At 30.4% G+C, this 24,622-nt stretch carries 21 protein-coding genes; 9 read left to right on the top strand and 12 right to left on the bottom strand.

Annotation, left to right across the window (positions count from 1 at the left end):
* Positions 1-2,187, bottom strand: coding sequence for a histidine kinase (locus tag SHK09_RS11900; RefSeq protein WP_319811007.1), 2,187 nt, complete (start codon positions 2,185-2,187; stop codon positions 1-3).
* Between the two features lie 205 nt (positions 2,188-2,392).
* Between SHK09_RS11900 and SHK09_RS11895 the strand changes: the two genes are divergently transcribed.
* Complete coding sequence (locus SHK09_RS11895) at positions 2,393-3,091, top strand: SIMPL domain-containing protein (protein ID WP_319811006.1); 699 nt, start codon at positions 2,393-2,395, stop codon at positions 3,089-3,091.
* A gap of 54 nt (positions 3,092-3,145) precedes the next feature.
* Here the strand turns inward: SHK09_RS11895 and SHK09_RS11890 are convergent, their stop codons facing one another.
* The 3 genes from SHK09_RS11890 to SHK09_RS11880 all read right to left on the bottom strand — a co-directional run bounded on the left by SHK09_RS11890 (position 3,146) and on the right by SHK09_RS11880 (position 6,942).
* Entirely contained in the window at positions 3,146-3,997 is an 852-nt protein-coding gene (locus SHK09_RS11890; RefSeq protein ID WP_319811005.1) for a glucosaminidase domain-containing protein, read from the bottom strand.
* Entirely contained in the window at positions 3,997-4,935 is a 939-nt protein-coding gene (locus tag SHK09_RS11885) for a 1-aminocyclopropane-1-carboxylate deaminase/D-cysteine desulfhydrase (RefSeq protein WP_319811004.1), read from the bottom strand. Before SHK09_RS11885 ends, SHK09_RS11890 begins: the two co-directional genes overlap by 1 nt.
* Before the next feature lie 87 nt (positions 4,936-5,022).
* Entirely contained in the window at positions 5,023-6,942 is a 1,920-nt protein-coding gene (locus tag SHK09_RS11880; RefSeq protein ID WP_319811003.1) for an ABC-F family ATP-binding cassette domain-containing protein, read from the bottom strand.
* A gap of 53 nt (positions 6,943-6,995) precedes the next feature.
* Here SHK09_RS11880 and SHK09_RS11875 point away from each other — a divergent pair, with 53 nt between their 5' ends.
* Positions 6,996-7,373, top strand: coding sequence for a DUF983 domain-containing protein (locus SHK09_RS11875; protein ID WP_319811002.1), 378 nt, complete (start codon positions 6,996-6,998; stop codon positions 7,371-7,373).
* 7 nt (positions 7,374-7,380) lie between these two features.
* On the opposite strand, the gene SHK09_RS11870 is transcribed toward SHK09_RS11875, so the two are convergent.
* From SHK09_RS11870 to topA, 7 genes are all read right to left on the bottom strand, one after another.
* Positions 7,381-8,427 (bottom strand): FAD-binding oxidoreductase, encoded by a 1,047-nt coding sequence (locus SHK09_RS11870; protein WP_319811001.1) that lies wholly within the window; start codon positions 8,425-8,427, stop codon positions 7,381-7,383.
* Positions 8,428-8,655: 228 nt separating this feature from the next.
* On the bottom strand, positions 8,656-9,510 hold the full coding sequence (gene gldN, locus SHK09_RS11865; RefSeq protein ID WP_319811000.1) for a gliding motility protein GldN: 855 nt from the start codon (positions 9,508-9,510) through the stop codon (positions 8,656-8,658).
* A 15-nt stretch (positions 9,511-9,525) separates the two neighbouring features.
* Entirely contained in the window at positions 9,526-11,058 is a 1,533-nt protein-coding gene (gldM, locus tag SHK09_RS11860) for a gliding motility protein GldM (protein WP_319810999.1), read from the bottom strand.
* Between the two features lie 46 nt (positions 11,059-11,104).
* On the bottom strand, positions 11,105-11,746 hold the full coding sequence (gene gldL / locus SHK09_RS11855; protein ID WP_319810998.1) for a gliding motility protein GldL: 642 nt from the start codon (positions 11,744-11,746) through the stop codon (positions 11,105-11,107).
* Between the two features lie 35 nt (positions 11,747-11,781).
* Entirely contained in the window at positions 11,782-13,155 is a 1,374-nt protein-coding gene (gene gldK / locus SHK09_RS11850; RefSeq protein ID WP_319810997.1) for a gliding motility lipoprotein GldK, read from the bottom strand.
* Between the two features lie 106 nt (positions 13,156-13,261).
* The gene (locus tag SHK09_RS11845) at positions 13,262-14,422 is read right to left on the bottom strand and encodes a formimidoylglutamase (protein ID WP_319810996.1); all 1,161 of its coding nucleotides are present in this window, start codon (positions 14,420-14,422) and stop codon (positions 13,262-13,264) included.
* A 38-nt stretch (positions 14,423-14,460) separates the two neighbouring features.
* Positions 14,461-16,980 (bottom strand): type I DNA topoisomerase, encoded by a 2,520-nt coding sequence (gene topA / locus SHK09_RS11840; RefSeq protein WP_319810995.1) that lies wholly within the window; start codon positions 16,978-16,980, stop codon positions 14,461-14,463.
* A gap of 438 nt (positions 16,981-17,418) precedes the next feature.
* Here topA and miaB point away from each other — a divergent pair, with 438 nt between their 5' ends.
* The 7 genes from miaB (at position 17,419) to groL (ending at position 24,043) form a co-directional block, all read left to right on the top strand.
* Complete coding sequence (gene miaB, locus SHK09_RS11835) at positions 17,419-18,873, top strand: tRNA (N6-isopentenyl adenosine(37)-C2)-methylthiotransferase MiaB (protein WP_319810994.1); 1,455 nt, start codon at positions 17,419-17,421, stop codon at positions 18,871-18,873.
* Between the two features lie 170 nt (positions 18,874-19,043).
* Entirely contained in the window at positions 19,044-20,267 is a 1,224-nt protein-coding gene (locus SHK09_RS11830) for a sigma-54 dependent transcriptional regulator (RefSeq protein WP_319810993.1), read from the top strand.
* 4 nt (positions 20,268-20,271) lie between these two features.
* On the top strand, positions 20,272-20,778 hold the full coding sequence (locus SHK09_RS11825; RefSeq protein ID WP_319810992.1) for an LptE family protein: 507 nt from the start codon (positions 20,272-20,274) through the stop codon (positions 20,776-20,778).
* A gap of 21 nt (positions 20,779-20,799) precedes the next feature.
* The gene (locus tag SHK09_RS11820) at positions 20,800-21,564 is read left to right on the top strand and encodes a hypothetical protein (protein WP_319810991.1); all 765 of its coding nucleotides are present in this window, start codon (positions 20,800-20,802) and stop codon (positions 21,562-21,564) included.
* A complete protein-coding gene (secG, locus tag SHK09_RS11815) occupies positions 21,561-21,890 on the top strand; it encodes a preprotein translocase subunit SecG (protein WP_319810990.1) in 330 nt (109 codons plus the stop codon). Before SHK09_RS11820 ends, secG begins: the two co-directional genes overlap by 4 nt.
* Before the next feature lie 167 nt (positions 21,891-22,057).
* On the top strand, positions 22,058-22,333 hold the full coding sequence (groES, locus tag SHK09_RS11810) for a co-chaperone GroES (protein ID WP_319810989.1): 276 nt from the start codon (positions 22,058-22,060) through the stop codon (positions 22,331-22,333).
* A 78-nt stretch (positions 22,334-22,411) separates the two neighbouring features.
* On the top strand, positions 22,412-24,043 hold the full coding sequence (groL, locus tag SHK09_RS11805) for a chaperonin GroEL (protein WP_319810988.1): 1,632 nt from the start codon (positions 22,412-22,414) through the stop codon (positions 24,041-24,043).
* A 103-nt stretch (positions 24,044-24,146) separates the two neighbouring features.
* Here groL and SHK09_RS11800 read toward each other — a convergent pair whose 3' ends face one another.
* Positions 24,147-24,551 (bottom strand): hypothetical protein, encoded by a 405-nt coding sequence (locus tag SHK09_RS11800; protein ID WP_319810987.1) that lies wholly within the window; start codon positions 24,549-24,551, stop codon positions 24,147-24,149.
* Positions 24,552-24,622 lie beyond the last annotated feature (71 nt).

The following is a 24,622-nucleotide window of genomic DNA, read 5'->3' as shown; positions in this document are numbered from 1 at the left end:
TTATTTTTTTTTCAATAACAAGGCTACTTTTGTTCCTTCTCCGTTTTCTAAAACATTAGAAACTACTACAGAAATACGGTCTTTGTACATATCATTTAAAATAGCAATTCTATTATTTATTGTACTCATTCCCTTCGATTTCTGTTTTAACTGATGCGCTGTTTTTAATTCTTGAGACTTATCTCTTCCTATTCCGTTATCTTCAACAGAAATTAAAAGTGTTTCCGCATCTTTAATCGTTATAGAGATAACTAGGTTTCCTTTTTCTTTTCGATACCTTAAACCATGCCAAATAGCGTTTTCTATATAAGGTTGCAGTAACATTGGTGGTATAGAAAACTGAGTTAAACTAATGTTTTTATCGACGTTAATTTGATAATCGAATTTTTCTTTAAACCTATTATGTTCTAATTTTACATACAACTCTAATAATTCTATTTCTTTTGTTAATGGAATAAAATCTTGGTCTGAATTTTCTAAAACAGCACGCATTAATGCCGAAAATTCACTTAAATAACGGTTTGCACTTCGCTCGTCATTTACCGCAATAAAACTATTAACAGAATTTAAAGCATTAAATATAAAATGCGGGTTCATTTGTGAACGCATGGATTTTAGTGCCAATAAATTATTGGCTAATTTTTGTTGTTTATTATTTCTGTACATAAAATAAACAAGTAAACTCATCAATAAAAAACCACCAAATAAAGAATAAATAATTAGTCTTTGTCTACTATTACTTTCTTCAGATAATCTTTGGTCTACGTATGCTAAACTTATTTTACTTTCAGATAATTCTTTGTCTTTTTCTAAGCTTAGAATTCTATTTTGGTTGTCTGCTATTTTTTTAGAAAAACGTTTTACTTGTTGTATTTCTTGCTCTTTTCTTATGTATAAAGAATCTACCAAAGAAACATATTGTTCATAATTTTTTAATGCTTTATCATATTCGCCAAGGTTTGCAAAAACTTCAGAAATTTTTCTTGTTGCATCTTTTTCTACAATAATATCTTTATTCTTTACAGCTTCTTTTCTGCTTTTTTCTAAATACGGAATGGCTTCTTCATATGCTTCTTTTAAAATATAGGCATTACCAATTTTGTAATTTATCTTTTGAGATGTTATAACATCTTCTTCATTATTATTTTGTCTTTCTAATAAATTTTCGGTTTCTTTTTTTAGTAAACTCTTTTTTCTAAGTAGAATTTCTTCATCATATTTTTTATTAGAATTTAAGAAGTTTGCCACCTTTTCTTCTTCTTCTAAAACACGACCTTCATTTTCTTTTTTAGCAAAATTTAAAGAATTTTTAAACCGAATATTTGCTTGTTTTGTATTTCCTTCTGCAGAAAAAACGGTTGCTAATTTGGAACTTAAATCGGTTATTTTAGATGTTACCGCATTTTTATCTGCTACCTTAAATGCTTGTTCATAATTTTTCTTAGCTTCAATATAATTTTGTTCAGAAAAATAAACATCTCCTAAGCCTTCATAAACAATAATTTTTTGATAAACACTTAACTTCTCTTCTGTTAGTTCTATATAAGTTTTCTTACTACCGGCTATTTCTTTTAATAGAAATTGTGCTTTTGCTAATTGTATTTTAGTTTCTACGTTTTCTTTAATTTGAATTGATAACTTGTAGTTATTTACAGCCAAATCGTACTGTTTCCAATACAAATAAATAGCAGCTAAGGTTTTGTATGATGCTGCATTTCTTTCTTTAGACACCCCTGTTTTAATAGCGTTTTCTATAAAAGATAAACTCTTATCTATGTCTTTTGTTTTATAAAATTTGGCTGAATCTAAATATTGATAATATGTATCTTCTATCTTAATTTTTGAGATTGATGAACGAAATTTCTTTTTAGAAGAATCTTCAATAACAATTTTAATTTCTTCGTTCGAGTTTATAGTATAATAGACATCTTCAAAATCTGGATGCATTACCATTAACTCATCTCCAACTTTTGCTTTTACTTTATAAAAACCGTCTACCTCAGAGAAAAAAAATTGTTTTCCGTTTACAGAAACATCTGCATTTTTAATAGAAATATTGCTATCCTTTAATTCAATTTTCACTTCAACAAAAAAAATAGTGTTTTCTTTATTTATAGTATTTTCTTGAGCAAAAAGTATTGCTTGAAAAAACAAAAATAGACTATATAAGTACTTTTTAAATTTCATTTAATTGTATAATTATTGTAAACATACACACAAAAAAGCATCTAAAAAAACGTCTTAGCTCTGTAAAACAACATTTGGTTAAATCTTTAGTTCTGTTCGCTAAATATCTAACCTAGTTTACGCAATAGAAAGCCTTGTTTACTCATTCTAGTTTTTTTGTTTAAAGCATGTGCGCTAATTTTATAACATGAAAAAAAATAAAAACATGAAATATAAAATAGCAATCTTACTTCTTTTAATAGCAACAGTTTCATTCGCACAAAACAATAATATAGAAAAACCTTACATAGAGGTTATTGGTACTTCAGAAAAAGAAATAATACCAAACGAAATTTATCTAGACATTTTTTTAAAAGAACGTATGGAAAAAGGACAAAAATTAAATTTAGAGTTTCTAGAGAATCAATTAAAAGAACAATTAAAAGCCATAGAAATTCCAGAAAGTAATTTATTTATTTCTGATGTGAATTCTGTTTTATCTAAAACAGGTTGGTTTTCTAAAGAGATTCTTTCTACTGCAAAATATAGCTTGAAGGTGAACAATTCTAAAAAGCTAAAAAAACTTTTTGAATGTTTAGACGATTTAAAAATATCTAAAGTAAACATTACAAAAGCTACACATTCTAATATTAAAGAAATAAGAAAAGAAAATAGAGTTGCTGCAATAAGAGCTGCTAAAGAAAAAGCAACCTATTTATTATTAGCAATTGATGAAAAAGTAGGAAAACCTATTAAAATTAACGAAATGAATACAAACAATAACGAGAGTTTTACGTTTGCGAATAACATACAAGTAAATGGTTATGCTTCTGGTCTTTCTAAAATAAGAAGTAAAAAACAGATTGTACAGTTTGAAAAAATTGTAATAAAAACATCTATTTACGTGAAATTTGAAATAGAATAATGATGGGGAATTGTTAGTTTATAATAAAGGTTTGTAATATTAATTTACGGACCTTTATTTTTTAACCAATAATTTCTGACCAATAGAAATTGAATTATCATTCAAGTTATTAATAGCCTTTAAATTAGCTACAGAAATATTAAACATTCTAGAAATAGAATACAAAGTATCTCCTTTTTGTACTTCGTAAAAATTATCTTTTACTTTTTCTATTACTACTGGTTTTTTAAAAGTGTTACCGTCGTTTAGTTCTTTAATTTCATTCGAGTAGGTTCCTTTTTTAACTTTATCGAACTCGTAAAGCTGGTAATCTTTAATAATTTTTATAAGCTTCGCAGGATATTGTCTATCGGTTGCATACCCTGCTTTTCGCAAGCCATAAGCCCATTTTTTATAGTTCTTAATATTATAACCAAACAAGAAAGCATAGCGTCTTCTTTCTGTTAAAAATAAGGAATGATCATTATAAGAAGTTTCTGGGTACACGTACTTTCTAAAACATTCTCCTTTTTCATCATCATCATGGTAAACGCGTTCACCGGTCCATTGGCTGTGACATTTAATACCAAAATGGTTGTTAGACTTTAATGCTAATTCACTTTTTCCTTTACCAGATTCTAAAATTCCTTGCGCTAAAGTAATACTTGCAGGAATCTTATATTCATGCATTTCTTTAACTGCAATTGGTGCATATTTTCTAATGTAAGAAAGTGTTTCTTTATTTAGTCTCGAATTATTTTTAGATAGTTTCTCTATTAATTCTACTTCGTTTACAGAAGGCAAATCTATAGGTGCTGGTTCTATAATTACAACACCAGGGTTTTTCTTGTTAACGACTTTCTTTTTAGAGCCACAACTAGATAAAATTAATAAAAACACACAACTAAAAATAATTTTTAACTTCATTATATATTTATAGTTTTCTCGTTTTTCTTAGCTAACTCCTGATTAAACCCTTCAATTCCTTGAATTCCTCCTGTATGAATTGCTAAAATCTTAGTTCCTTCTTTAAAAGTATCTTTTTTAACTAAATCTAAAATACCAAATAACATTTTACCAGTATAAATAGGATCTAATAAAACGCCTGTTTCTTCTTTAAAATTATTAATAAAATCAATTAATACTTCATCGTATTTAGCATAACCACCAAATGTGTAGCCTTTTTGTAATTTCCAAGTGGCATCTTTAACAACATATTTTCTAATCTCTTCAGATAAAAAATTTCCTTTTAATGCAGGGAAACCAATTACATTCTGACGTTTCTTTTTTGATTTTATTAAACCAGAAATAGTACCACCAGTACCAACAGAAGAACAAATATAATCGAAAACTGCATCTTCTTTTGTTAAAATTTCTTGACAACCATCTACCGCTAAAAAGTTAGTTCCTCCTTCTGGGATTAAATAAAAATCGCCCCATTTATTTTTCATTTTTTCAATAAAACCAAATGAAGTTTTTTGCCTGTACTCTTCTCTAGAAACAAAGTGAAACTTCATTCCTTGGTTTTGAGCCTCTCTTAATGTAGGGTTTGATTCTATGGTTTCTGTAATATTCTTTCCTAATTCATCACCTCTAATAATTCCAAAAGTTTTAAGACCAACTAGTTTACCTGCTACAGCAGTTGCAAGAATATGATTAGAATATGCGCCACCAAATGTAAGTATCGATTTTTTCTTAAGCTTTGTTGCTTCTTGTAAATTATATTTTAATTTTCTGAATTTATTACCTGAAACAAAAGGGTGAATTAAATCTTCTCTTTTTATAAAAAGTTCTACCTTTTTTTCTTCTAAAATTGGAAGAAAAATTTGTTGATTTTCAGTTTCTTTTATTGAGTTGAAGTCCATCGTTTATTATTCCTGCGTAAACAAGAATTTATAATTTAGTTATTTTAAGTTTTTTCCCGAAGTATCGGAACGAGCAATTACTGTTAGTTATGAAAAATTAGAAACTTCTGCTTCAATTTTTTCCCAATTTTCCATTACAGTATCTAATTTTGCTTTTTTAGCTTTGTATTTTTCAAAAAAGTTTGGTCGTGTAGAAACTTCATCATAATTGTTTGCCAATTCTAAATCTACTTTTTCAATATCTTTTTCTAAATCTGCTATTTCTGTTTCTATATTAGAAAGCTTGTTTTTTAACTTTTTAAGCTGCTTTTCTTGATCTCTAGATAATTGATTTGCATTACTTTTAGAAACGTCTTTTTCTACCTTTACAACTGTTTTCTTTTCTGCTTCTCTAAGGTTTTCTATCTTATGTTGATCTAAGAAATAATCGATATCTCCTAAATACACTTTAATCTCTTTATCTTTAAAGCCGTAAACTGTTGATGTTAATCCTTGTAAGAAATCTCTATCATGAGAAACAATAATTAAAGTACCGTTAAAGTTATGCAACGCTTCTTTTAATACATTCTTAGAAGCAATATCTAAGTGATTTGTTGGCTCATCCATTATTAACACGTTAAAAGGTGATAATAATAATTTACATAATGCCAATCTATTTCTTTCCCCTCCAGAAAGTACCTTTGCTTTTTTATCTGCTGCGTCTCCACCAAACAAAAATGAACCCAACATATCTCTAACTCTTGCTCTGTTAGAATCTGATGCTGCATCTTCCATTATTTGTAAAACAGTTTTTTCTGGTGGTAAATGTTCCGATTGGTTCTGAGCAAAATAACCAACTTCTACATTATGACCCAATTTTAAGTGTCCTTCAAAAGGAATTTCACCAACCATCATTTTTGCCAAAGTAGATTTACCTTGTCCGTTTTGACCAACAAAAGCAATTTTACTATTTCTTTCAATTAATAAATCAACATTTTCTAAAACATTTTTGTCACCATAACTTTTGCAAAGCTTTTCTGCTTCCACAATAATTTTACCTGGTTCTTTAGAAATGTTAAAACGCACGTTCATGGCTTGGTTATCATCTTGGTCTACTTCAATTAACTCAACTTTATCTAGTTGTTTCATTAAAGATTGTGCCATAGAAGCTTTACTAGCCTTAGCCTTAAACTTGTTTATTAAGTGTTGTTTTTGTTTAATTTCTTTCTCTTGATTCTTTTGTGCTTGTAACTGCTTTTCTTTAATTTCTCCTCTTAATAGCAAGAATTCTGAATACGGTTTTTTATAATCGTATATCTGTCCTAAAGAAATTTCAATAGTTCTGTTGGTTACATTATCTAAGAACATTTTATCATGCGAAACCAATACAATTGCACCAGAATATGCTTTTAAGAAGTTTTCTAACCAAATAATAGATTCTATATCTAAGTGATTGGTAGGTTCATCTAATAATAAAATATCATTATTTTGAAGTAATAATTTTGCTAATTCAATACGCATTCTCCATCCTCCAGAGAAAGTATCTGTAAGCTTATCGAAGTCTTCTCTTTGAAAACCTAAACCTTGTAAAATCTTTTCTGTATCTCCTTGGTAATTATAACCTCCTAAAAGTTCATAACGTTCTGTCTTCTCTGTTAAATCTATAATTAACTGACTGTATTCTTCACTTTCGTAATCTGTTCTAGTCGCTAATTGTTCGTTAATTTCATCTAACTGAACTTCTATTTCTTTAATTTCTACAAAGGCTTGGTAAGCTTCTTCTAAAATAGTTCTTCCTTCTACAAAATCTATATCTTGTCTCAAGAAACCCATTTGTACATCTTTATCAAAAGCCATGGTACCACCACTACTTTCGATGTCTCTAGAAAGCACTTTTAGTAAAGTAGATTTTCCTGCTCCATTTTTTCCAATCAGTCCAATTCTATCTCCCTTATTCAACTTAAAAGTGATACCAGAAAACAATTCAGTTCCCATAAAGGAAACTGTTAAATTATGTACGTTTAACATGTAATTATTGTAAATTTGTATGGTGCAAAGCTACTTAAAAAAATAGAGTTATTATGTTTAAAAAAGGTACAAAAATATACAGTGTTGTAAACGGCAAGTGCCCTAGATGTCAGGAAGGTGATTTTTTTAAATATAAATTTAATGTCAACCCATCTAAAATTACACAATTACATGATAATTGTCCGAAATGTAATTTAAGATATATGATGGAACCCTCTTTCTTTTATGGTGCTATGTATGTAAACTACGGAATAACTGTTGCCCTTTCTGTAATTACTTTTTTAATTGCTTCTTTAGTTTTTAGTCTAACATTATTGCAATCTTTTGCAGCAATAATTATTGTTTTAATTCTATTAATTCCTATAAATTTACGTCTATCTAGAATTCTTTGGATAAATATGTTTGTTGCTTACGAACCAAAATCTAAATAAGAAAAAGTTATTTCTTTTTAAACCTCTTAATATTTACTTCTTCATCTATTGCCTCACCTTTTTCTAAGTGATTAAATAGGTTTTTAGCAACTGTTGGCCCTATCATAACGCCACGTGTTCCCAAACCGTTTAAAACGACTAACTGCTTGTGTTCTGGATGAACACCTACCAAAGGTCTTCTACCAGCTACTGTTGGTCTTATTCCTGCAGATTGAGAAACAATTGTATAAGGAACGTTAATTACTTTTTTTAACTTCTCTACCAGTTCTTCTTTTCCTTCTATAGACGGATTCGATGTTTTATCTGTCCAATTAAAAGTTGCACCAACTTTATAATTATTATCACCCATTGGTAAAATAAAAAGGGTAGATTTTAATAAAAAATCGATATTTAGTTCTGGGGAATGGATGGTTAACAATTCTCCTTTTGCTTCGTTTAATGGTAAATAATTAAAATACGGATTCTCTTTAATTCCGAAACCTTCACAAAAAACTATTTTAGAGGTTTCAATGTCTTTATAAGTAACTAAATCTTGTGCAATTTTTAATTCTTGATGTTCGAAGTTTTCAAAACGAATTAATTTATTTTCTTTAAGATAATCTCTATAAGATTCTACTAATTTCTTGGTATCGATTCTTCCTGTTTCATTTACATTACCAAAACTAAAATCTGCAATAACACCATTATAACTTTTGCTATCTAACTTAGGATCTAAATAATCTATTAATTTAGGTTTATCTAAAGCTTCGAACCAATTGTTTTGATCTTCTATAGATTTAAAAGCTTTTTTAATTACAAACTTTTCATCTATAACTATATTTAATTTTTCTTCTATTTTTTTGTAAAAAGGAAGCGCAATATCTAATTGCTCTTTAGCATTCCACACGGGTGTAAATCTTTTTAAAATTACAGGGTTATAAACACCACCTGCTACTAAAGATGATGTTTGAGAATCGTCTTCGAAAACCAAAAATGTTTTGCCTGCATTTAACAATTCTTCTGCAAACGCTAAACCTGCCAACCCTAAACCAACAATAATATAATCTACCTTCATAATTTAATAATAACTTTAAAATTTAGTTTTGCTTAAAATTAGCAATAATTATAGCCTTGATTGAAGCATTTGTTTCAGCTCTTTTTTAAGATTGAGTTTCATGAAAAAATATTTTTATGAGGCGAATCTACCGAAGCGAAAAAAAAAGGGAGTGCGTAAAGTAGGAAATGGCTTCAAATAAAAAAACGCTTGCTTTCGCAAACGTTTTATATAATTTAAGATTGTAAATTAATAGTTCCACATATCCATTTCTCTATTTCGAATGTCTTCTTTAATCTTGTTAGCTTCTAACAATTGGAATAAAGAATTACCACGAACATAGTCTTCAATAGCTCTGTTACCATAAATATTTTCTTCTCTTATGATTGTTGAACTAAATCTTCTAGCATTTAATAAATGGTCGAAAGATATAGGATGCGATGCATTTTTAGGGTTAAAAACCTTAGCATCGTGTAATACTTCTCTTGCAGATGGAAAGAAAATCCAGAATAATTCATACAACTCTTCGTCTTCAATTTCTTGAACTCCTAAAGTTTGTACATCTTTACCCATTGGCGCCATTGCCAATAATCTGTATTTTAATTCTCCTTGGCGTTTATCGAAATACCACATTCCTTTAATCATATAACCAGCCACATCTTGCGTCTGAATTCTAAAGGTATCTGTATAACCATTCTCTTCACGAACGTTTACTAAACGTTGGTCGATTTCATCTTGTGTAATTTTTGATGTAAAAAAAGAATCTGAATACGCTTCTTTAATTTTACCTTGCTTAATTCCTTTTATCAACGTGTCGAACAAAGACCTTCTATCTGTAGAGATATTTGTTGTGTCGATTGGAAAATAATAAGGTAAATTTATTTTCTGATTCAAATCTATAAACTCCCAAACTACTTTAGACCACAGAACATCTCTGTCGGCTACGTAACCATAAGGAATTGGGCCATCATTATCTGCTGCCAACTGTTGTTCGCTTTTTACACCTATCTGTTCTACAGATTTAGAATTTAGTAAGTTTGCTTGCGCATTTACCAAACCTGTGGTTAGAATAGCGAAAAATATTATTACACAATTTTTAATCATAACTATGTTTATTTACTAGTTTGTTAACTCTATATTAACGGGTAATACTTTCTTTAATTTGTAAGAGTTGTTTTTAATTACAGCTTTAATATCAAAGATATTAATCATATCACCTCTTTTTGCTTTAGATAAAGCTTTTTTTGCTGCTGCATTAAACCTTGTCCCATTAACAATAATTGCTAATTGGTTAGGTACTTTTACTTTGAAACTTGTTACTTGTAAATTTAAGTCGAATAAAAAGTCTGGTAAACCTGCTCCTATTGGTGTATTTGCTAAACCAGATTTTGGCATTCTAACGGTACCATATTGACCTCTTACTGTTCCCATTGCTGCAGGAATATCTTTAATTCTAAAATCTGAACTAGTTCTGCTTGTATTACCATCTGCTAATTTTGCACTTACAGATATCTTTACAGTACTTCCGCCTTGAGGGCTCATAACATATTTACCAGAACCTGTTTTACGTAAACCTGGTGCACTTGCTTTTACGTCTTTATCTGGAACTCCAGGTAAAGATATAGATATAGGATTTGGTAAACCTCTATACACTACATTCATTTTATCTGCAGAAACTACTGGTGCATTGGGTTTAGAGATTACAGAATAAGAACTTGCAAATGGCACAGGAACTTCTTCTCCGTTTTCCATAAAGTAAATTGTTCCTTTAATGTCTTTTTCTCCAACACTTCCTGCTCTTAAATCTAAAACTACGCTACCATCTTTAAAGTTATCGTATTTTTTACCATTTAATTCTACTCTACTAGGTTTTAAACTAGGATCATATCTACCTAAAACAACACTACCAGTTACTTTATCTCCAGGATAGAAAGCGTTTTTATCTAATTGTACTACTCCATTGTAGTTAGACATAGAAACTTCACTTTCTAATTGTCCTCCTAATAAGTCTGAAATAATATCGCTTTCTGTGTTTTTAATATCTGCCTGAATTTGTGTAAAGTTAGTTAATGAAGCAACCATTGGAAAGCCTTCATATCTAGCTCTTAAAAATGGTACCGCTTTTTCAGTTTCTTTGTCTATTACATCTTCTGTAGAAAATCTATTATTTAAAACTGGTACAAATTTACTATCTGCTCCTAAAGTATTTATAACATTTGTTCTATAAGAATTTACTTTATCTAAAAACTCTTGGCCTTCTGCTGTATAATTATCTCCTTTAAAGAAATAAGCATCTACCCAATCTGTTTTATCCATAGATTCATAATCATCCTTAACTTCTATTTTTTCAGTCATGCTTGTTTTTAAGCCTGCTAAATATTGATAAAATTCTAAAGAATATTCTTTTACTTTGTCTGCTTTTTCTTTTAAAGGACCAAATTTTTCTGGTTGTTCAGATGCTTTGGTTGTTAAATTTTCATAAGCTAAAGCGTTTTTTTCTGTTGTAGATGTATTGTTTTCTACTAGTTTTTCGTTCATGAAGCCAAAAGCAGATAAAACTTCTTTACTCATATTTAGTGCTAACATTGCAATAAATACAAGATACATTAAGTTAATCATCTTCTGTCTTGCGGACATTTTTCCTCCTGCCATTATAATTAGTTTTTTAAGTTATTAAATATTTTATTATAACTAATTATTATTTAGACATTGCAGAAAGCATACCTCCATAAACTCCGTTTAAAGAAGATAAGTTATCTGCCAACGCAGCCATTTGTTTTTGTAATTTTTCAGAATTTTCTACCATTGCAGAATTTAATTCTGTTTGTTTACCAGATTTTTCTACTTGTATTTTGTATAAATTGTTTAAAGACTCCATTTGTAATGCAGCTTTAGACATTTCTTCGTTGTATTTATTAGTTGAAGCTACAGAACCAGATGCTGCAGACAAACCTTCTGCTGCACTTTGAAAATTCTTCATACTAGAACCTAAACTTGCCATTAAAGTAGAATCTATTTTTGCTTCTTGTAATAAATTATCTAATTTTTGAGATAACATACCGTCTGCTCCTAATTTCTTATCTTCTTTCTTAGAAGATAAACCTCCATCTGCTAATTCCGGATAAACTTTAGACCAATCTAAATCATCGTCTGGTGTATCAAAAGCTGAAATTAAAAACACTATTGCTTCAGCAACTAAACCAATAGTTAACATCATTCCACCTGTTATTCCAAAAAGTTCAATATGTTGAATTTTGAATAATGCACCAATAATTACTACTGCTGCTCCAATTCCGTAAACGAAATTCATTCCTTTTTTGTATGCTCTTGATTGTGCCATAATTTTTAACTTATTTATTAGGGGTTTTTATTAGTTTACTTATTTCCTGTTCCTATGTAGTTTTGTACGGTTCTAAAACCAATGTAACTTCTTGCAGTATCTGCATATTCATAATCTCTAGAACTTACTTCTAAAAAATATGCTACATCTTTCCAAGAACCTCCACGAACAATTTTTCTTTTGTTTTTTCTATCTTCTACATTAGGATTCATTGTAGAAGCCATGTAATAAGAAGATAAATTATAAGCTGTATTTGTCCATTCAGAAACATTACCTGCCATATTATACAAACCATAATCGTTTGCATTAAAAGATTTTGCCTCCATAGTATATAAAGCGCCATCTACAGCGTAATTACCTCTTACAGGTTTAAAGTTTGCTAAGAAACAACCTCTATCGCTGGTTGTACTTCCTGTTCCCCAAGGGTATGTTGCAAATTCTAAACCACCTCTTGCTGCATATTCCCATTCTGCCTCTGTTGGTAATCTAAAATCTGGTACCTGAGTTGCGTTTTTTCGCCCTTTTAAATAATCGTTTTTCTTTTTAGTTCTCCAGTTACAAAAAGCATTTGCTTGGTCCCAAGTAATACCTACCACAGGATAATCGCCATAAGATTGGTGATAAAAATAATCTTGGTGCATTGGATCGTTATAAGAATAATTAAAATCTTTTACCCAAGCAGTAGTATCTGGATAAATATTTAAAACCTCTATTTCTACAAAATCTTTTCTATTACCTCCTTTTCGAGCAGCATTATCTCTGTCGAACCAAGAATATCTATATTTTAAAAACTTAGGATTAAATGTTCTAATTCCGTCTACAGCTTCTTCTCTACTAATGTAAAGAGAATCCATTACTTCAACATAATCTACATCTGGATATTCTTCTTTTTTCCAAGTTAATTCTGTTTGCCAATTTAAAGGTCTAATAGAATCGATACCATCTCCTAAACTCCAATAATTCTCGTACATATATCTTTGGTAAGGAGTCGAGTTAGTTGTATCTACTGTTGCAAAAGCAAAATCATGAATACCACCAGATGGTGCTGGACCATTAGGATTTGGAATTGCACTCATTATAGCAAATTCTTGTTGGTACCCTAATCTTGTTCTTACGATAGAATCTCTAACCCAATGTACAAATTCTTTATACTCGTTGTTTGTTACCTCTGTTTCGTCCATATAATATGGCCTAACTGTAACCGTTTTTGTTGGTGCATTCATAGTACCAATAATGTCTTGGTCTTGTTTACCCATAGTAAAAGAACCTCCAGGTATTAAAGCCATACCGTAAGGTTTCTCTGAAAACCATTTCTTTTTGGCCTTTACACCTACTAATTCTCCTCTATCATTAGAGCCACAACTGTAAAATACTGTTATTAAAAGTGCAAATATTACTGCTTTCTTCATATATGTGATTATATCTTAACTAAAAGTTCGTAAACCTATTATTTTTTTTGCTAAAAAGCAATACCGAAATCGCATTTTAACGTATTGATTTTTAATTTTATTCTAATTACACCATTTTTTTCATTGCCTTATACCATTTCTCTGGTATAATCTGCTTTGTTGCATCTGTGTAATCTTTATATGTACATGGTATTAACGCATGTCTTTTGTATTTATTATTTGATAGTATTTTTATTTCTATCCACCATCTACCAGATTTATTACTTTTATAAAACGTTAAAGGTTCATCATCTTCTAATAACACTGTAAATTTTTGATAATTTTCTTTGCCTGAAAAAGGATAATCTTTTACTCTAAAATTAACTCCTTCAATAAAATACCAAATTATTTGTGCAATTAAATGTGCTGTTTGATGATTATTATCGTGCTTAGAATTATACTCATAAATACCAAAAGAGGATACTTTATCGCTAATACCTGCATATCTTGAAATTGCACAAATTTCTTCACCATAAAAACCATTTGGCGAAGCATTATTATTTGCAGGAGCTTCACTTTGCCTTACAGCACCAATGTCTATAGAAACAATATCTGCATTTCTAAACGCAGGTTCTATATTCTCTAATTCCTTTGCTTTTCCTAATCTATGTGCATCAAAAAACAAATTATCTAACAAGCTTATTTCTTCTTGCGAGTTAAAATATGTTTGATACCCAACATTACAATAATTAAACAAGTTATTTGGCTCTTGCATAATTATTTTACTTAAATAAGATTGCGAAGTTAAATCTTCTTCGAAATTACCTAAATCGAATCTACTATCTACTGCTGTAATATTTACCGATTGCTCTAAAGCATCATAAGCTCTGTAGTTAACGTACGTAATATCCTGACCTCCACCAATTATAACTGGAATTATGTTTTTCTTTAACAAGGAAGCAGTTATCTCTCTAACAGCAAAATAGGTATCTGAAACTTGGTTTCCTTTTTCAACATTTCCTAAATCGACTATATTTGTATGCCAATTTCCAGGAAATAATTGATAAAGCTTCTCTCTTATAAAATGTAAATTCTCGCCACAACCAAAATTGTCTTGCGAATTTCTATCTTCATTAACGCCGAAAATAGCAATTTGTACATTTTCTAACTCAGGAAAACCTTCTTCTTCTGAATAAATTTGGATATTTTGTCCCAGACAAGATGGAGACTGCGACATTAAATGTGCAATAACCGAGTCTTTTACGGGGGTTAAAAAGTCTTCGTTCATCAATTTTTTTTCAATAAAGTATGCAAGATACTAACTAATTATTTCTTTTTAACCGTTTTCTTAGCCGTTGTTTTCTTTTTTGCTGCAGGTTTCTTTTTTGCTGCTTTTTTCTTTGGCGTTTTAGCCTCAATCATTTTTACAGCCTCTTCCTTCGAAAGTTTCTCTATATCAGTAGTTTTAGGCAATTCTATTTTAATTTTACCTTTTAAAACATTAAAACGTCCCCAACGTGCTTTTTCTACACGAATCTCTACATCTTCCCAATTATGAATAACTTTATCTATTTCTTTCTGTTTTTTAGCTTCAATTAATTCAACAATATCATCAACAGTAAGATTATCAAAATCGTATTTTTTATTAACATTGATAAATATATTGTTCCATTTTAAGAAAGGTCCAAAACGTCCAACTCCCTTTTGTACAGGTAATTCTTCGTAATGATAAATTGGTGCATCTGCTTTTTGTTTAGCAACAATTAATTCTTCTGCTCTTGGTAAATCTACCTCCATTGGGTTTTCTCCTTTATCCAAAGAAACAAACATAGCTCCAAAACGAATATAAGGTCCAAAACGACCATTAGAAACAATTACCTCTTCACCTTCATAAGAACCTAAAGTTTTAGGAAGTAAGAACAATTCTAATGCTTCTTCCATTGTAATTGTACCTAAATTTTGCTCTTTATTTAAACTAGCAAACACTTTTTCTTCATCTTCTGGGGCTCCAATTTGTGCGATTGGCCCAAATTTACCTAAACGAACTAAAACAGTTTTTCCAGATTCTGGGTGTTTTCCAAGAATACGTTCTCCGCTTTCTCTTTCAGCATTTTCTTTAACATCTTCTACATTGTCATGAAATTTTGTATAGAAGCCTTTTATCATTTCTATCCAATCTTCATCACCTTCAGAAATATCATCAAAAGAATTTTCTACTCTTGCAGTAAAACCAAAATCTAAAATATTAGAAAAATTAGCTACTAAGAAATCGTTTACAATATTTCCTATATCTGTTGGTACTAATTTATTTTTATTAGCTCCAGTCTTCTCTGTTAAAGCTTCACTTTTAACACTTCCGTTAGAAAGTACTAATTGTTGATATTCTCTCTCTAAACCTTCATTCTGTCCTTTTTCTACATAACCTCTTCGTTGAACAGTAGAAATTGTTGGTGCATATGTAGATGGTCTACCAATACCTAGTTCTTCTAATTGTTTTACTAAAGATGCTTCTGTAAATCTGTAAGGCGGACTCGTAAACCTTTGTGTTGCATTAATAAAAGTGTAATCTAACTTATCATTCACTTTTAAATTAGGCAACATACCTGCTTGTTCTTCACCTTCATCATCATCATTTCCTTCTAAATATACTTTTAAGAAACCTTCAAACTTAATCATCTCACCATTTGCAGTGAAAATTTTAGAATTCTCTGAGTTTTCAATCTTAACGTTTGTACGCTCTAATTGTGCATCACTCATTTGAGAAGCCAAAGTTCTTTTCCAAATTAAATCGTATAATCTAGTTTGGTCGTATTCTGTATCTATAGAATGCATTTTCATGTTCGTAGGACGAATTGCCTCATGCGCCTCTTGTGCACCTTTAGACTTCGTTTTAAAAACACGTTGCTTACTATATTCTGCTCCGTAATAATTTGTAATTTCTTCTTCAGCAGCATTTCTTGCATCTACAGATAAGTTTAAACTATCTGTTCTCATGTAAGTAATTAAACCGGCTTCGTATAAACGTTGTGCAACTTGCATTGTCTTACCAACAGGAAAACCTAATTTTCTAGACGCTTCTTGTTGTAATGTAGATGTTGTAAATGGCGCTGCTGGAGATTTCTTTGCAGGTTTTTTAGTTAAATCTGCAATTGAAAAATCTGCATTTGCACACGATTTTAAGAAATTTTCTGCTGTTTTTTTAGTATCAAAATTCTTAGGAATAGTTGCTTTAAAAGATTTTCCTTCAATATTAGAAAACTGTGCAACTACCTTATAATGTGTTTCTGCTGTAAAGTCTAAAATACTACGTTCTCTCTCTACAATTAAACGTACTGCAACAGATTGTACTCTACCCGCAGATAAGCCTCCTTTTACTTTTCGCCATAAAACCGGCGATAATTCATACCCAACAAGTCTATCTAAAACTCTTCTTGCTTGTTGCGCATTTACCATATTATAGTCTATATCTCTAGGATTTTCGACTGCTTTTAAAATGGCATTTTTTGTAATTTCATGAAAAACAATACGTTTTGTGTTTTCATCTTTTAGCTCTAATTGTTCTTTTAAATGCCACGCAATTGCTTCACCCTCTCGATCCTCATCACTTGCTAACCAAACCATATCAGCTTTTTTTGCTAGTGCTCTTAACTTCTTAACAACCGGCTTCTTATCGTCTGAAATTATATACTTCGGACTAAAATCTCCATCTACATCAATTCCTAATTCTTTAGAAGGTAAGTCTGCAATATGACCATAACTAGACTCTACTTGAAAATCTTTTCCAAGAAACTTTTCTATGGTTTTTGCTTTTGCTGGTGACTCTACAATTACTAAATTCTTTGCCATTTATCTTTCTTTTTTCGTAATTAGCGCTCCCGAAACTTCGAGACGAAACTGCGTATTTAAGGACTGCAAAAGTATGTAGTTTTTTTTATTAATTCTTTTTTTAGAGCTTTTTTACTTCAATTTTAATAGAAAAAAAAATTAAAGAGCAATCTTTTGTTCATTTTACACCCCTAAACTTCGGTTAAAAAAACAAAAAATACCATTCCTTTTACTTTACAAAATTAAAGTACAACTTAACAAGATTTTGAATTATTCTAAGGAAAAACCATAAAATCGAAAGAATAAAAAGATAAAAACTAAAATTCTTTAAATAAAAAACAATAACCATTTTTAAAAAACAGTTACTTTACAATAAATAAATTTTTAAAAAGCTTGTTTTCTGCCAATTTGTCATTCATTTTCATTTTTGGTTGTATATTTGCATTTCATTTTTTGAATATGGAACCAATCGAAAAAGTTATAAACGAGAAAATACAAGGAAAAGCCCTTGTAACAGAAAATAAAGCAGGAAACACTAAGAAACTATTTATAGAGAGCTACGGTTGTCAAATGAATATGAATGATAGTGAAATTGTTGCTTCAATTTTAGACAAAGAAGGTTATAATACCACTCAAATATTAGAAGAAGCAGATTTAGTTCTGGTAAATACTTGTTCTATTAGAGAAAAAGCAGAAACATCTGTTCGTAAACGTTTACAAAAATACAACAAGGTAAAACGCATAAACCCAAAAATGAAAGTTGGGGTTTTAGGTTGTATGGCAGAACGTTTAAAAGAAAAGTTTTTAGAAGAAGAAAAAATTGTTGATCTAGTTGTAGGACCAGATGCATACAAAGATTTACCAAATCTATTAAGCGAAGTTAGCGAAGGTAGAAACGCTGTAAATGTTATTCTTTCTAAAGATGAAACCTATGGCGATATTTCTCCCGTGCGTTTAAATACAAACGGAGTTACAGCTTTTGTTTCTATTACCAGAGGTTGTGATAATATGTGTACTTTTTGCGTAGTTCCTTTTACTAGAGGTCGCGAGAGAAGTAGAGATCCTAAAAGTATTTTAGAAGAAGTAGCTTCTATGGTAGATCAAAACTTTAAAGAAATTACACTGCTTGGGCAAAACGTAGATAGTTTTCTTTGGTTTGGTGGTGGTCTAAAGAAAGATTTTAAAAAAGCTACTGAAATGGCGCAAGCAACAGCTGTAGGTTTTGCAGAATTGTTAGACATGTGTGCTACAAAATTTCCAAAAACACGTTTCCGTTTTTCAACTTCTAATCCGCAAGACATGCATTTAGACGTTATTCATGTAATGGCCAAACATAGAAACATTTGTAAATACTTACACTTACCTGTACAAAGTGGAAGTAACGCCATGTTAAAAGCTATGAACAGACAACACACACGAGAAGAATACATGGCTTTGGTAGATAATATTTTTAAAATCGTACCAGAAATGTCTTTATCTCAAGACATGATTGTTGGTTTTTGTGGAGAAACAGAAGAAGACCATAAAGACACTTTAGCACTAATGAAGTATGTAAAGTACGACTTCGGTTTTATGTTTACATATTCTGAAAGACCAGGAACTCTAGCAGGTAACAAAATGGACGATGATGTGCCTCAAGAAACAAAAAAACGCAGGTTACAAGAAATAATAGACCTACAACAAGAACACGCTTTATATAGAACACAACAGCATTTAGGTAAAACAGAAGAATTCTTAATAGAAGGTACTTCTAAGAAAAACCCTAATGAATGGAAAGGAAGAAACACACAAAATACCGTTGCTGTTTTCGAAAAAGGAGACTATAAATTAGGCGATTTTGTAATGGTTAAGGTAGAAGATTGTACATCCGCAACCTTAAAAGGAACTGTTGTTGGGTATTCTGATAATAATTAGAAGCTATTTCCTGCTTTCCGTTATATCTTTTTATAAAAAAATAAAAAGGATGTCACTTCAATCAGGGCTAAGCATATTTATAAAAAACATAGCATTAGAAAGCTAAATTTCTTTTCTATTATTAATTTAATAAAAGAAAGCAAGAAAATCCTATTTCAAAAAAAGAAACGATGGAAAATTTACAAGCATTAAAACAACGTTTTGGTATTATTGGTAACGATGTACAATTAAACCGTGCTTTAGAAAAAGCTGTTAGAGTTGCGCCTACAGATATTTCTGTATTAGTTACAGGAGAAAGTGGTGTTGGTAAAGAAAATATTCCAAAAATAATACATTCATTATCACACAGAAAACATGCAAAATACATTGCTGTAAATTGTGGTGCAATACCAGAAGGAACAATAGATAGTGAACTTTTTGGACACGAGAAAGGTTCTTTTACAGGAGCAACACAAGACAGAAAAGGATATTTTGAAGTAGCAGACGGTGGAACCATTTTTTTAGATGAAGTTGGAGAATTACCTTTAACAACCCAAGTACGCTTATTACGTGTTTTAGAAAATGGCGAATTTATAAAAGTAGGTTCATCAAAAACACAAAAAACAAACGTTAGAATTGTAGCTGCAACAAATGTAAATATGCAGCAAGCAATCGAAAAAGAACGCTTTAGAGAAGACTTATATTATAGATTAAGTACTGTAGAAATAGATTTACCCGCTTTAAGAGAACGTAATGAAGACATTCATTTATTGTTTAGAAAATTTGCATCAGATTTTGCGCAAAAATATAAAATGCCTTCTATTCGTTTAGATGAAAATGCCGTTACTGTTTTACTAAACTATCGTTTTCCTGGAAACATACGTCAATTAAAAAATTTAGCAGAACAAATATCTGTAATCGAAGAAAGTAGAATGATTACCGCTTCTAAACTTCAGAATTATTTACCTAATAATAAAAGTAACTTCCCTGCAGTTATTGGAGGAAAAAAAGAAAATGATTTTTCTACGGAAAGAGACATTATGTATAAAATTTTATTTGATATGCGTAATGACATCAACGATTTAAAAAAGTTGACGCTCGATTTAATGAAAACAGGAGATATTGAAGAAGTTGAAGAAAGAAACCACCAATTAATAGAAAAAATCTACGCAGACCAAGAATTAAAAGAACATAAGATAGAAGTGATGAATATTCCACAAAATTCATCTAAAGAAAAAGATTATGACTTTATTGAGACTATCGAAGAAGACGAATCTTTATCTTTACAAGACAAAGAAATAGAGATGATTAAAAAATCGCTCGAAAAGAATAACAATAAAAGAAAATTGGCCGCTAAAGAATTGGGTATTTCAGAAAGAACTCTTTATCGAAAAATTAAACAATACGACTTGTAAAGACATGAAAAAATTACTTTATATAACTTTAATAACAATAAGTACATGCTGTTTTATAGGATGTGGAATTTATGGTTTTACAGGTGGAGATGTTGGTAATGCGAAGACAATTCAAGTAGATTTTTTTAGAAATGAAGCACAATTAATCGAGCCAAGTTTAAGTCAAGATTTTACTACAGAACTGCAAGATTTATTTACACGTCAAACAAACTTAACATTAGTTGCTACAAACGGAGACATACAATTTAGTGGTGAAATTACAAGTTATAGGATAAATCCTATGAGTGCTACTTCAGAACAAACTTCTGCACAAAATAGACTTACAATAACTGTAAACGTTAGATATATTAATACTGTAGATGATAATAAAGATTTCGAAAAATCTTTTTCTTTTTATTCAGATTATTCAGCAACGTCGCAGTTAACAGGTAGCGTTTTAGAAGCCGCTTTTGAAGAAATTATAGATAGAATTACGCAAGATATATTTAATGCTTCCGTTGGTAAATGGTAATATTACAATAAAATTAAGAGCTTGAAAACAGATACTTTTATAAATATTGCAAAGAATAAAACGGATATACTACAATTAGAAACTGCAGAATTAAAAGCAGTTATAACAGCATTTCCTTATTTTCAAACAGCAAGAGCTTTATATTTAAAAGGTCTTAAAAACCAAGACAGTTTTAAATACAACAACGAATTAAAAATAACAGCAGCATATACTACAGATAGAACTGTATTATTCGATTACATTACTTCTTTTAATCTAGAGAATAAAAGTGAAGAAAATATTCATGATCAAATCTTAGAGAAAATTTCTTTAGAAGAACCAGAAGAAATTACTGCTGTAATTATTCCTGAAATAAAATCGATTGTAGAAGAGACGGTAAAGATTGAAGAGAATTTAGAGATAGGCAAACCTTTGTCTTTTTCCTCTTCAGAAAACCACTCATTTCATCAATGGTTACAACTATCTACAAAAGAACCAATTGTTAGAACAAAAGAAAAGCCAGTTAAAAAGAATACAAAAAAGGTAGATTTAATTAATAAATTTATTAGAAACAACCCTAAAATAGAACCTCTAGAAAAAGGAAAAACCTTTACTGTACCTGTAGATAAGAATAGGCAAGATGCTGCTTTAATGACAGAAACCTTAGCTAAAGTTTATTTAGAACAGAAAAAGTACGAGAATGCAATACAAGCTTATAGAATTTTAAGTTTGAAATATCCAGAAAAAAGTGGTTTCTTTGCAGACCAAATTAAAAGAACACAAATTTTACAAAAAAATAAATCATGAGTTACACAGCGTTTTTAATAATAATTTTGATTGTAGCTATTGCATTAATCTTAATCGTAATGGTTCAAAATCCTAAAGGTGGAGGATTATCTTCTTCTTTTGGAGGTGGTGGAGCACAATCTTTAGGTGGTGTGCAAAACACAAACAACTTTTTAGACAGAACAACTTGGACTTTAGCTATCGCTATGTTTGTTTTAATTTTATTAGCAAACTTTGCAATTCCTAGAGAAGGAGATGAAAACTTTCAATTAAACAACACTTTAGACGGTGTAGAAGGTACAAATCCTGTAGCTCCAACAACAAATACTAACGATAGTTTAAAATAAACTTCTGTTAGAAATAATTTAAAATGCCAATGTGAATGACACGTTGGCATTTTTTTTTGCTTAAAATTTTAATCATAGTAAAATTGTCAGTTATAATACAGTGGCATAATTTCTGACTACTTTTACAATGTAAAACTTAATTTAATTAATCAATAAAATATATAAAAATGGGATTAAACATTAAACCTTTAGCAGACAGAGTTCTTGTAGAACCTGCAGCTGCAGAAACAAAAACAGCTTCTGGATTAATCATTCCAGACAACGCAAAAGAAAAGCCACAACAAGGTACTGTTGTTGCTATTGGAAATGGTAAAGTTGACGAGCCTTTAACGGTTAAAGTTGGCGATACTGTGTTATATAGTAAATATGGTGGAACTGATTTAAAATTAGAAGGAAAAGATTATTTAATGATGCGCGAATCTGATATTCTTGCAATCATATAAATAACTTTTAGCTTTTGGCTCTTTACCAAAAGCACCAATTAAACAAGTAAACAGTTAAACGAATAAACATTAAAAAAAATGGCAAAAGATATAAAATTTGATATTGAAGCAAGAGACGGATTAAAACGTGGAGTTGATGCTTTAGCAAATGCAGTAAAAGTAACATTAGGACCAAAAGGAAGAAACGTAATTATTTCTAAATCTTTTGGTGCACCAACAGTAACTAAAGATGGTGTTTCTGTAGCGAAAGAAATTGAGCTAGAAAATGAGCTAGAAAACATGGGAGCTCAAATGGTAAAAGAAGTTGCTTCTAAAACGAATGATTTAGCTGGTGATGGTACAACAACTGCTACAGTTCTTGCACAAGCAATTGTAAAAGAAGGTTTAAAAAATGTTGCTGCAGGTGCAAATCCAATGGATTTGAAACGTGGAATTGACAAAGCCGTAGCTGCAATTGTTGCAGACTTAGAGAAACAAGCTAAAAAAGTTGGTAACTCTTCTGAAAAAATAAAACAAGTTGCTGCAATTTCTGCAAATAACGATAACACAATTGGTGAGCTAATTGCTACCGCTTTTACTAAAGTTGGTAAAGAAGGTGTTATTACTGTTGAGGAAGCTAAGGGAATGGAAACATATGTTGATGTTGTAGAAGGTATGCAATTCGATAGAGGTTATTTATCTCCTTATTTTGTTACAGATGCAGACAAGATGATTGCAGATTTAGAAAATCCTTATATCTTATTATTTGATAAAAAGATTTCTAACTTACAAGAAATTCTTCCAATTTTAGAACCAGTTTCTCAAGCAGGAAGACCTTTATTAATTATTGCTGAAGATGTAGATGGACAAGCATTGGCAACTTTAGTTGTAAATAAATTACGTGGTGGTTTAAAAATTGCTGCTGTAAAAGCGCCAGGTTTTGGAGACAGAAGAAAAGCAATGTTAGAAGACATCGCTATTTTAACTGGTGGAACTGTAATTTCTGAAGAAAGAGGATTCTCTTTAGAAAATGCTACTTTAGACCTTTTAGGTACTGCAGAAACAATTACTGTAGATAAAGACAATACTACAATTGTAAATGGTGCTGGAAATGCAGAAGCTATTAAAACAAGAGTAAACCAAATTAAAGCACAAATAGAAACTACTACTTCTGATTACGATAAAGAAAAACTACAAGAACGTTTAGCTAAGTTAGCTGGTGGTGTTGCTGTTTTATATGTTGGTGCTGCTTCTGAAGTAGAGATGAAAGAAAAGAAAGATAGAGTTGATGATGCTTTACATGCTACAAGAGCTGCTGTTGAAGAAGGTATTGTTGCTGGTGGTGGTGTTGCTTTAGTAAGAGCTAAAAGAGTTTTAGAAAAAATTACTACAGACAACTTAGACGAAACTACAGGTGTACAAATTATTAATAAAGCTATTGAAGCTCCATTAAGAATTATTGTTGAGAATGCTGGTGGTGAAGGTTCTGTTGTTTTAAACAAGGTTTTAGAAGGTAAAAAAGACTTTGGTTATGACGCTAAGAATGATAGCTACGTAGATATGTTAGAAGCTGGTATTATAGATCCTAAAAAAGTAACGCGTGTTGCATTAGAAAATGCTGCTTCTGTTGCTGGTATGATCTTAACTACAGAGTGTGCTTTAGTAGATATTAAAGAAGATTCTGCAGCAGGAATGCCTCCAATGGGTGGTGGAATGCCAGGAATGATGTAAGCAACGAATCGCTTCAGATAATTTACCTCACTTTTGGTGGGAAATATATAATTTAAAAAACCGTTAGAAATTTCTAACGGTTTTTTTTATGAGTTAAAATATTTTATACTCTAGAACACATTGCATCCCAGGTTGTCCAAAACTTTACATTTACACCTCCTAATAGTGTTTTTTCGTCAGCTACAAGTCCTACAAAAGAAGCACAATTTGCATTACAACCTATTTCATTTATACTTCCAAGTTGAGCAGGAATATTAACTTTTATTGGCGGGTTTGTAGATGAATTTAATGTAGTTACTTCTATATCAAAATTACCAGAAAGATTAGGTGTTTTAATTTGCTTTGTTGGGTTTTCTGATGTTATTGAATCACTCCAATTTCCTTGAGTAAACTTAACAGACCATTCTTTTATAACCTTAGCGGTATTGTTTTGTGGAGATAAATAAACCCAAAACTGAGCACCACCTCCTAATTTCATTTCAGTTTCTACATTAGCTAATCCAGACATAATAATTTGTTTTAATTTTCTCTTACTCTATTATAGGCTTTTCAGACAACACCTTTCGATGTAGTAAAATT

Source organism: Polaribacter sp. PL03 (assembly GCF_033875165.1).
In the GTDB taxonomy this organism is placed as follows: Bacteria; Bacteroidota; Bacteroidia; order Flavobacteriales; family Flavobacteriaceae; genus Polaribacter.
Note: the sequence above shows the minus strand (reverse complement) of the source record. Positions and strands in the feature narration are given on the sequence as shown.

Coding starts and splice junctions, on each gene's coding strand:
- gldL (WP_319810998.1), bottom strand. CDS start 11,746: ATGGCACAATCAAGAGCATACAAAAAAGGAATGAATTTCGTTTACGGA.
- SHK09_RS11890 (WP_319811005.1), bottom strand. CDS start 3,997: ATGAAGTTAAAAATTATTTTTAGTTGTGTGTTTTTATTAATTTTATCT.
- SHK09_RS11830 (WP_319810993.1), top strand. CDS start 19,044: ATGGAAAATTTACAAGCATTAAAACAACGTTTTGGTATTATTGGTAAC.
- SHK09_RS11845 (WP_319810996.1), bottom strand. CDS start 14,422: ATGAACGAAGACTTTTTAACCCCCGTAAAAGACTCGGTTATTGCACAT.
- gldK (WP_319810997.1), bottom strand. CDS start 13,155: ATGAAGAAAGCAGTAATATTTGCACTTTTAATAACAGTATTTTACAGT.
- groL (WP_319810988.1), top strand. CDS start 22,412: ATGGCAAAAGATATAAAATTTGATATTGAAGCAAGAGACGGATTAAAA.
- SHK09_RS11895 (WP_319811006.1), top strand. CDS start 2,393: ATGAAATATAAAATAGCAATCTTACTTCTTTTAATAGCAACAGTTTCA.
- SHK09_RS11880 (WP_319811003.1), bottom strand. CDS start 6,942: ATGTTAAACGTACATAATTTAACAGTTTCCTTTATGGGAACTGAATTG.
- groES (WP_319810989.1), top strand. CDS start 22,058: ATGGGATTAAACATTAAACCTTTAGCAGACAGAGTTCTTGTAGAACCT.
- gldN (WP_319811000.1), bottom strand. CDS start 9,510: ATGATTAAAAATTGTGTAATAATATTTTTCGCTATTCTAACCACAGGT.
- SHK09_RS11885 (WP_319811004.1), bottom strand. CDS start 4,935: ATGGACTTCAACTCAATAAAAGAAACTGAAAATCAACAAATTTTTCTT.
- SHK09_RS11800 (WP_319810987.1), bottom strand. CDS start 24,551: ATGTCTGGATTAGCTAATGTAGAAACTGAAATGAAATTAGGAGGTGGT.
- SHK09_RS11900 (WP_319811007.1), bottom strand. CDS start 2,187: ATGAAATTTAAAAAGTACTTATATAGTCTATTTTTGTTTTTTCAAGCA.
- SHK09_RS11825 (WP_319810992.1), top strand. CDS start 20,272: ATGAAAAAATTACTTTATATAACTTTAATAACAATAAGTACATGCTGT.
- SHK09_RS11870 (WP_319811001.1), bottom strand. CDS start 8,427: ATGAAGGTAGATTATATTATTGTTGGTTTAGGGTTGGCAGGTTTAGCG.
- secG (WP_319810990.1), top strand. CDS start 21,561: ATGAGTTACACAGCGTTTTTAATAATAATTTTGATTGTAGCTATTGCA.
- SHK09_RS11875 (WP_319811002.1), top strand. CDS start 6,996: ATGTTTAAAAAAGGTACAAAAATATACAGTGTTGTAAACGGCAAGTGC.
- miaB (WP_319810994.1), top strand. CDS start 17,419: ATGGAACCAATCGAAAAAGTTATAAACGAGAAAATACAAGGAAAAGCC.
- topA (WP_319810995.1), bottom strand. CDS start 16,980: ATGGCAAAGAATTTAGTAATTGTAGAGTCACCAGCAAAAGCAAAAACC.
- gldM (WP_319810999.1), bottom strand. CDS start 11,058: ATGGCAGGAGGAAAAATGTCCGCAAGACAGAAGATGATTAACTTAATG.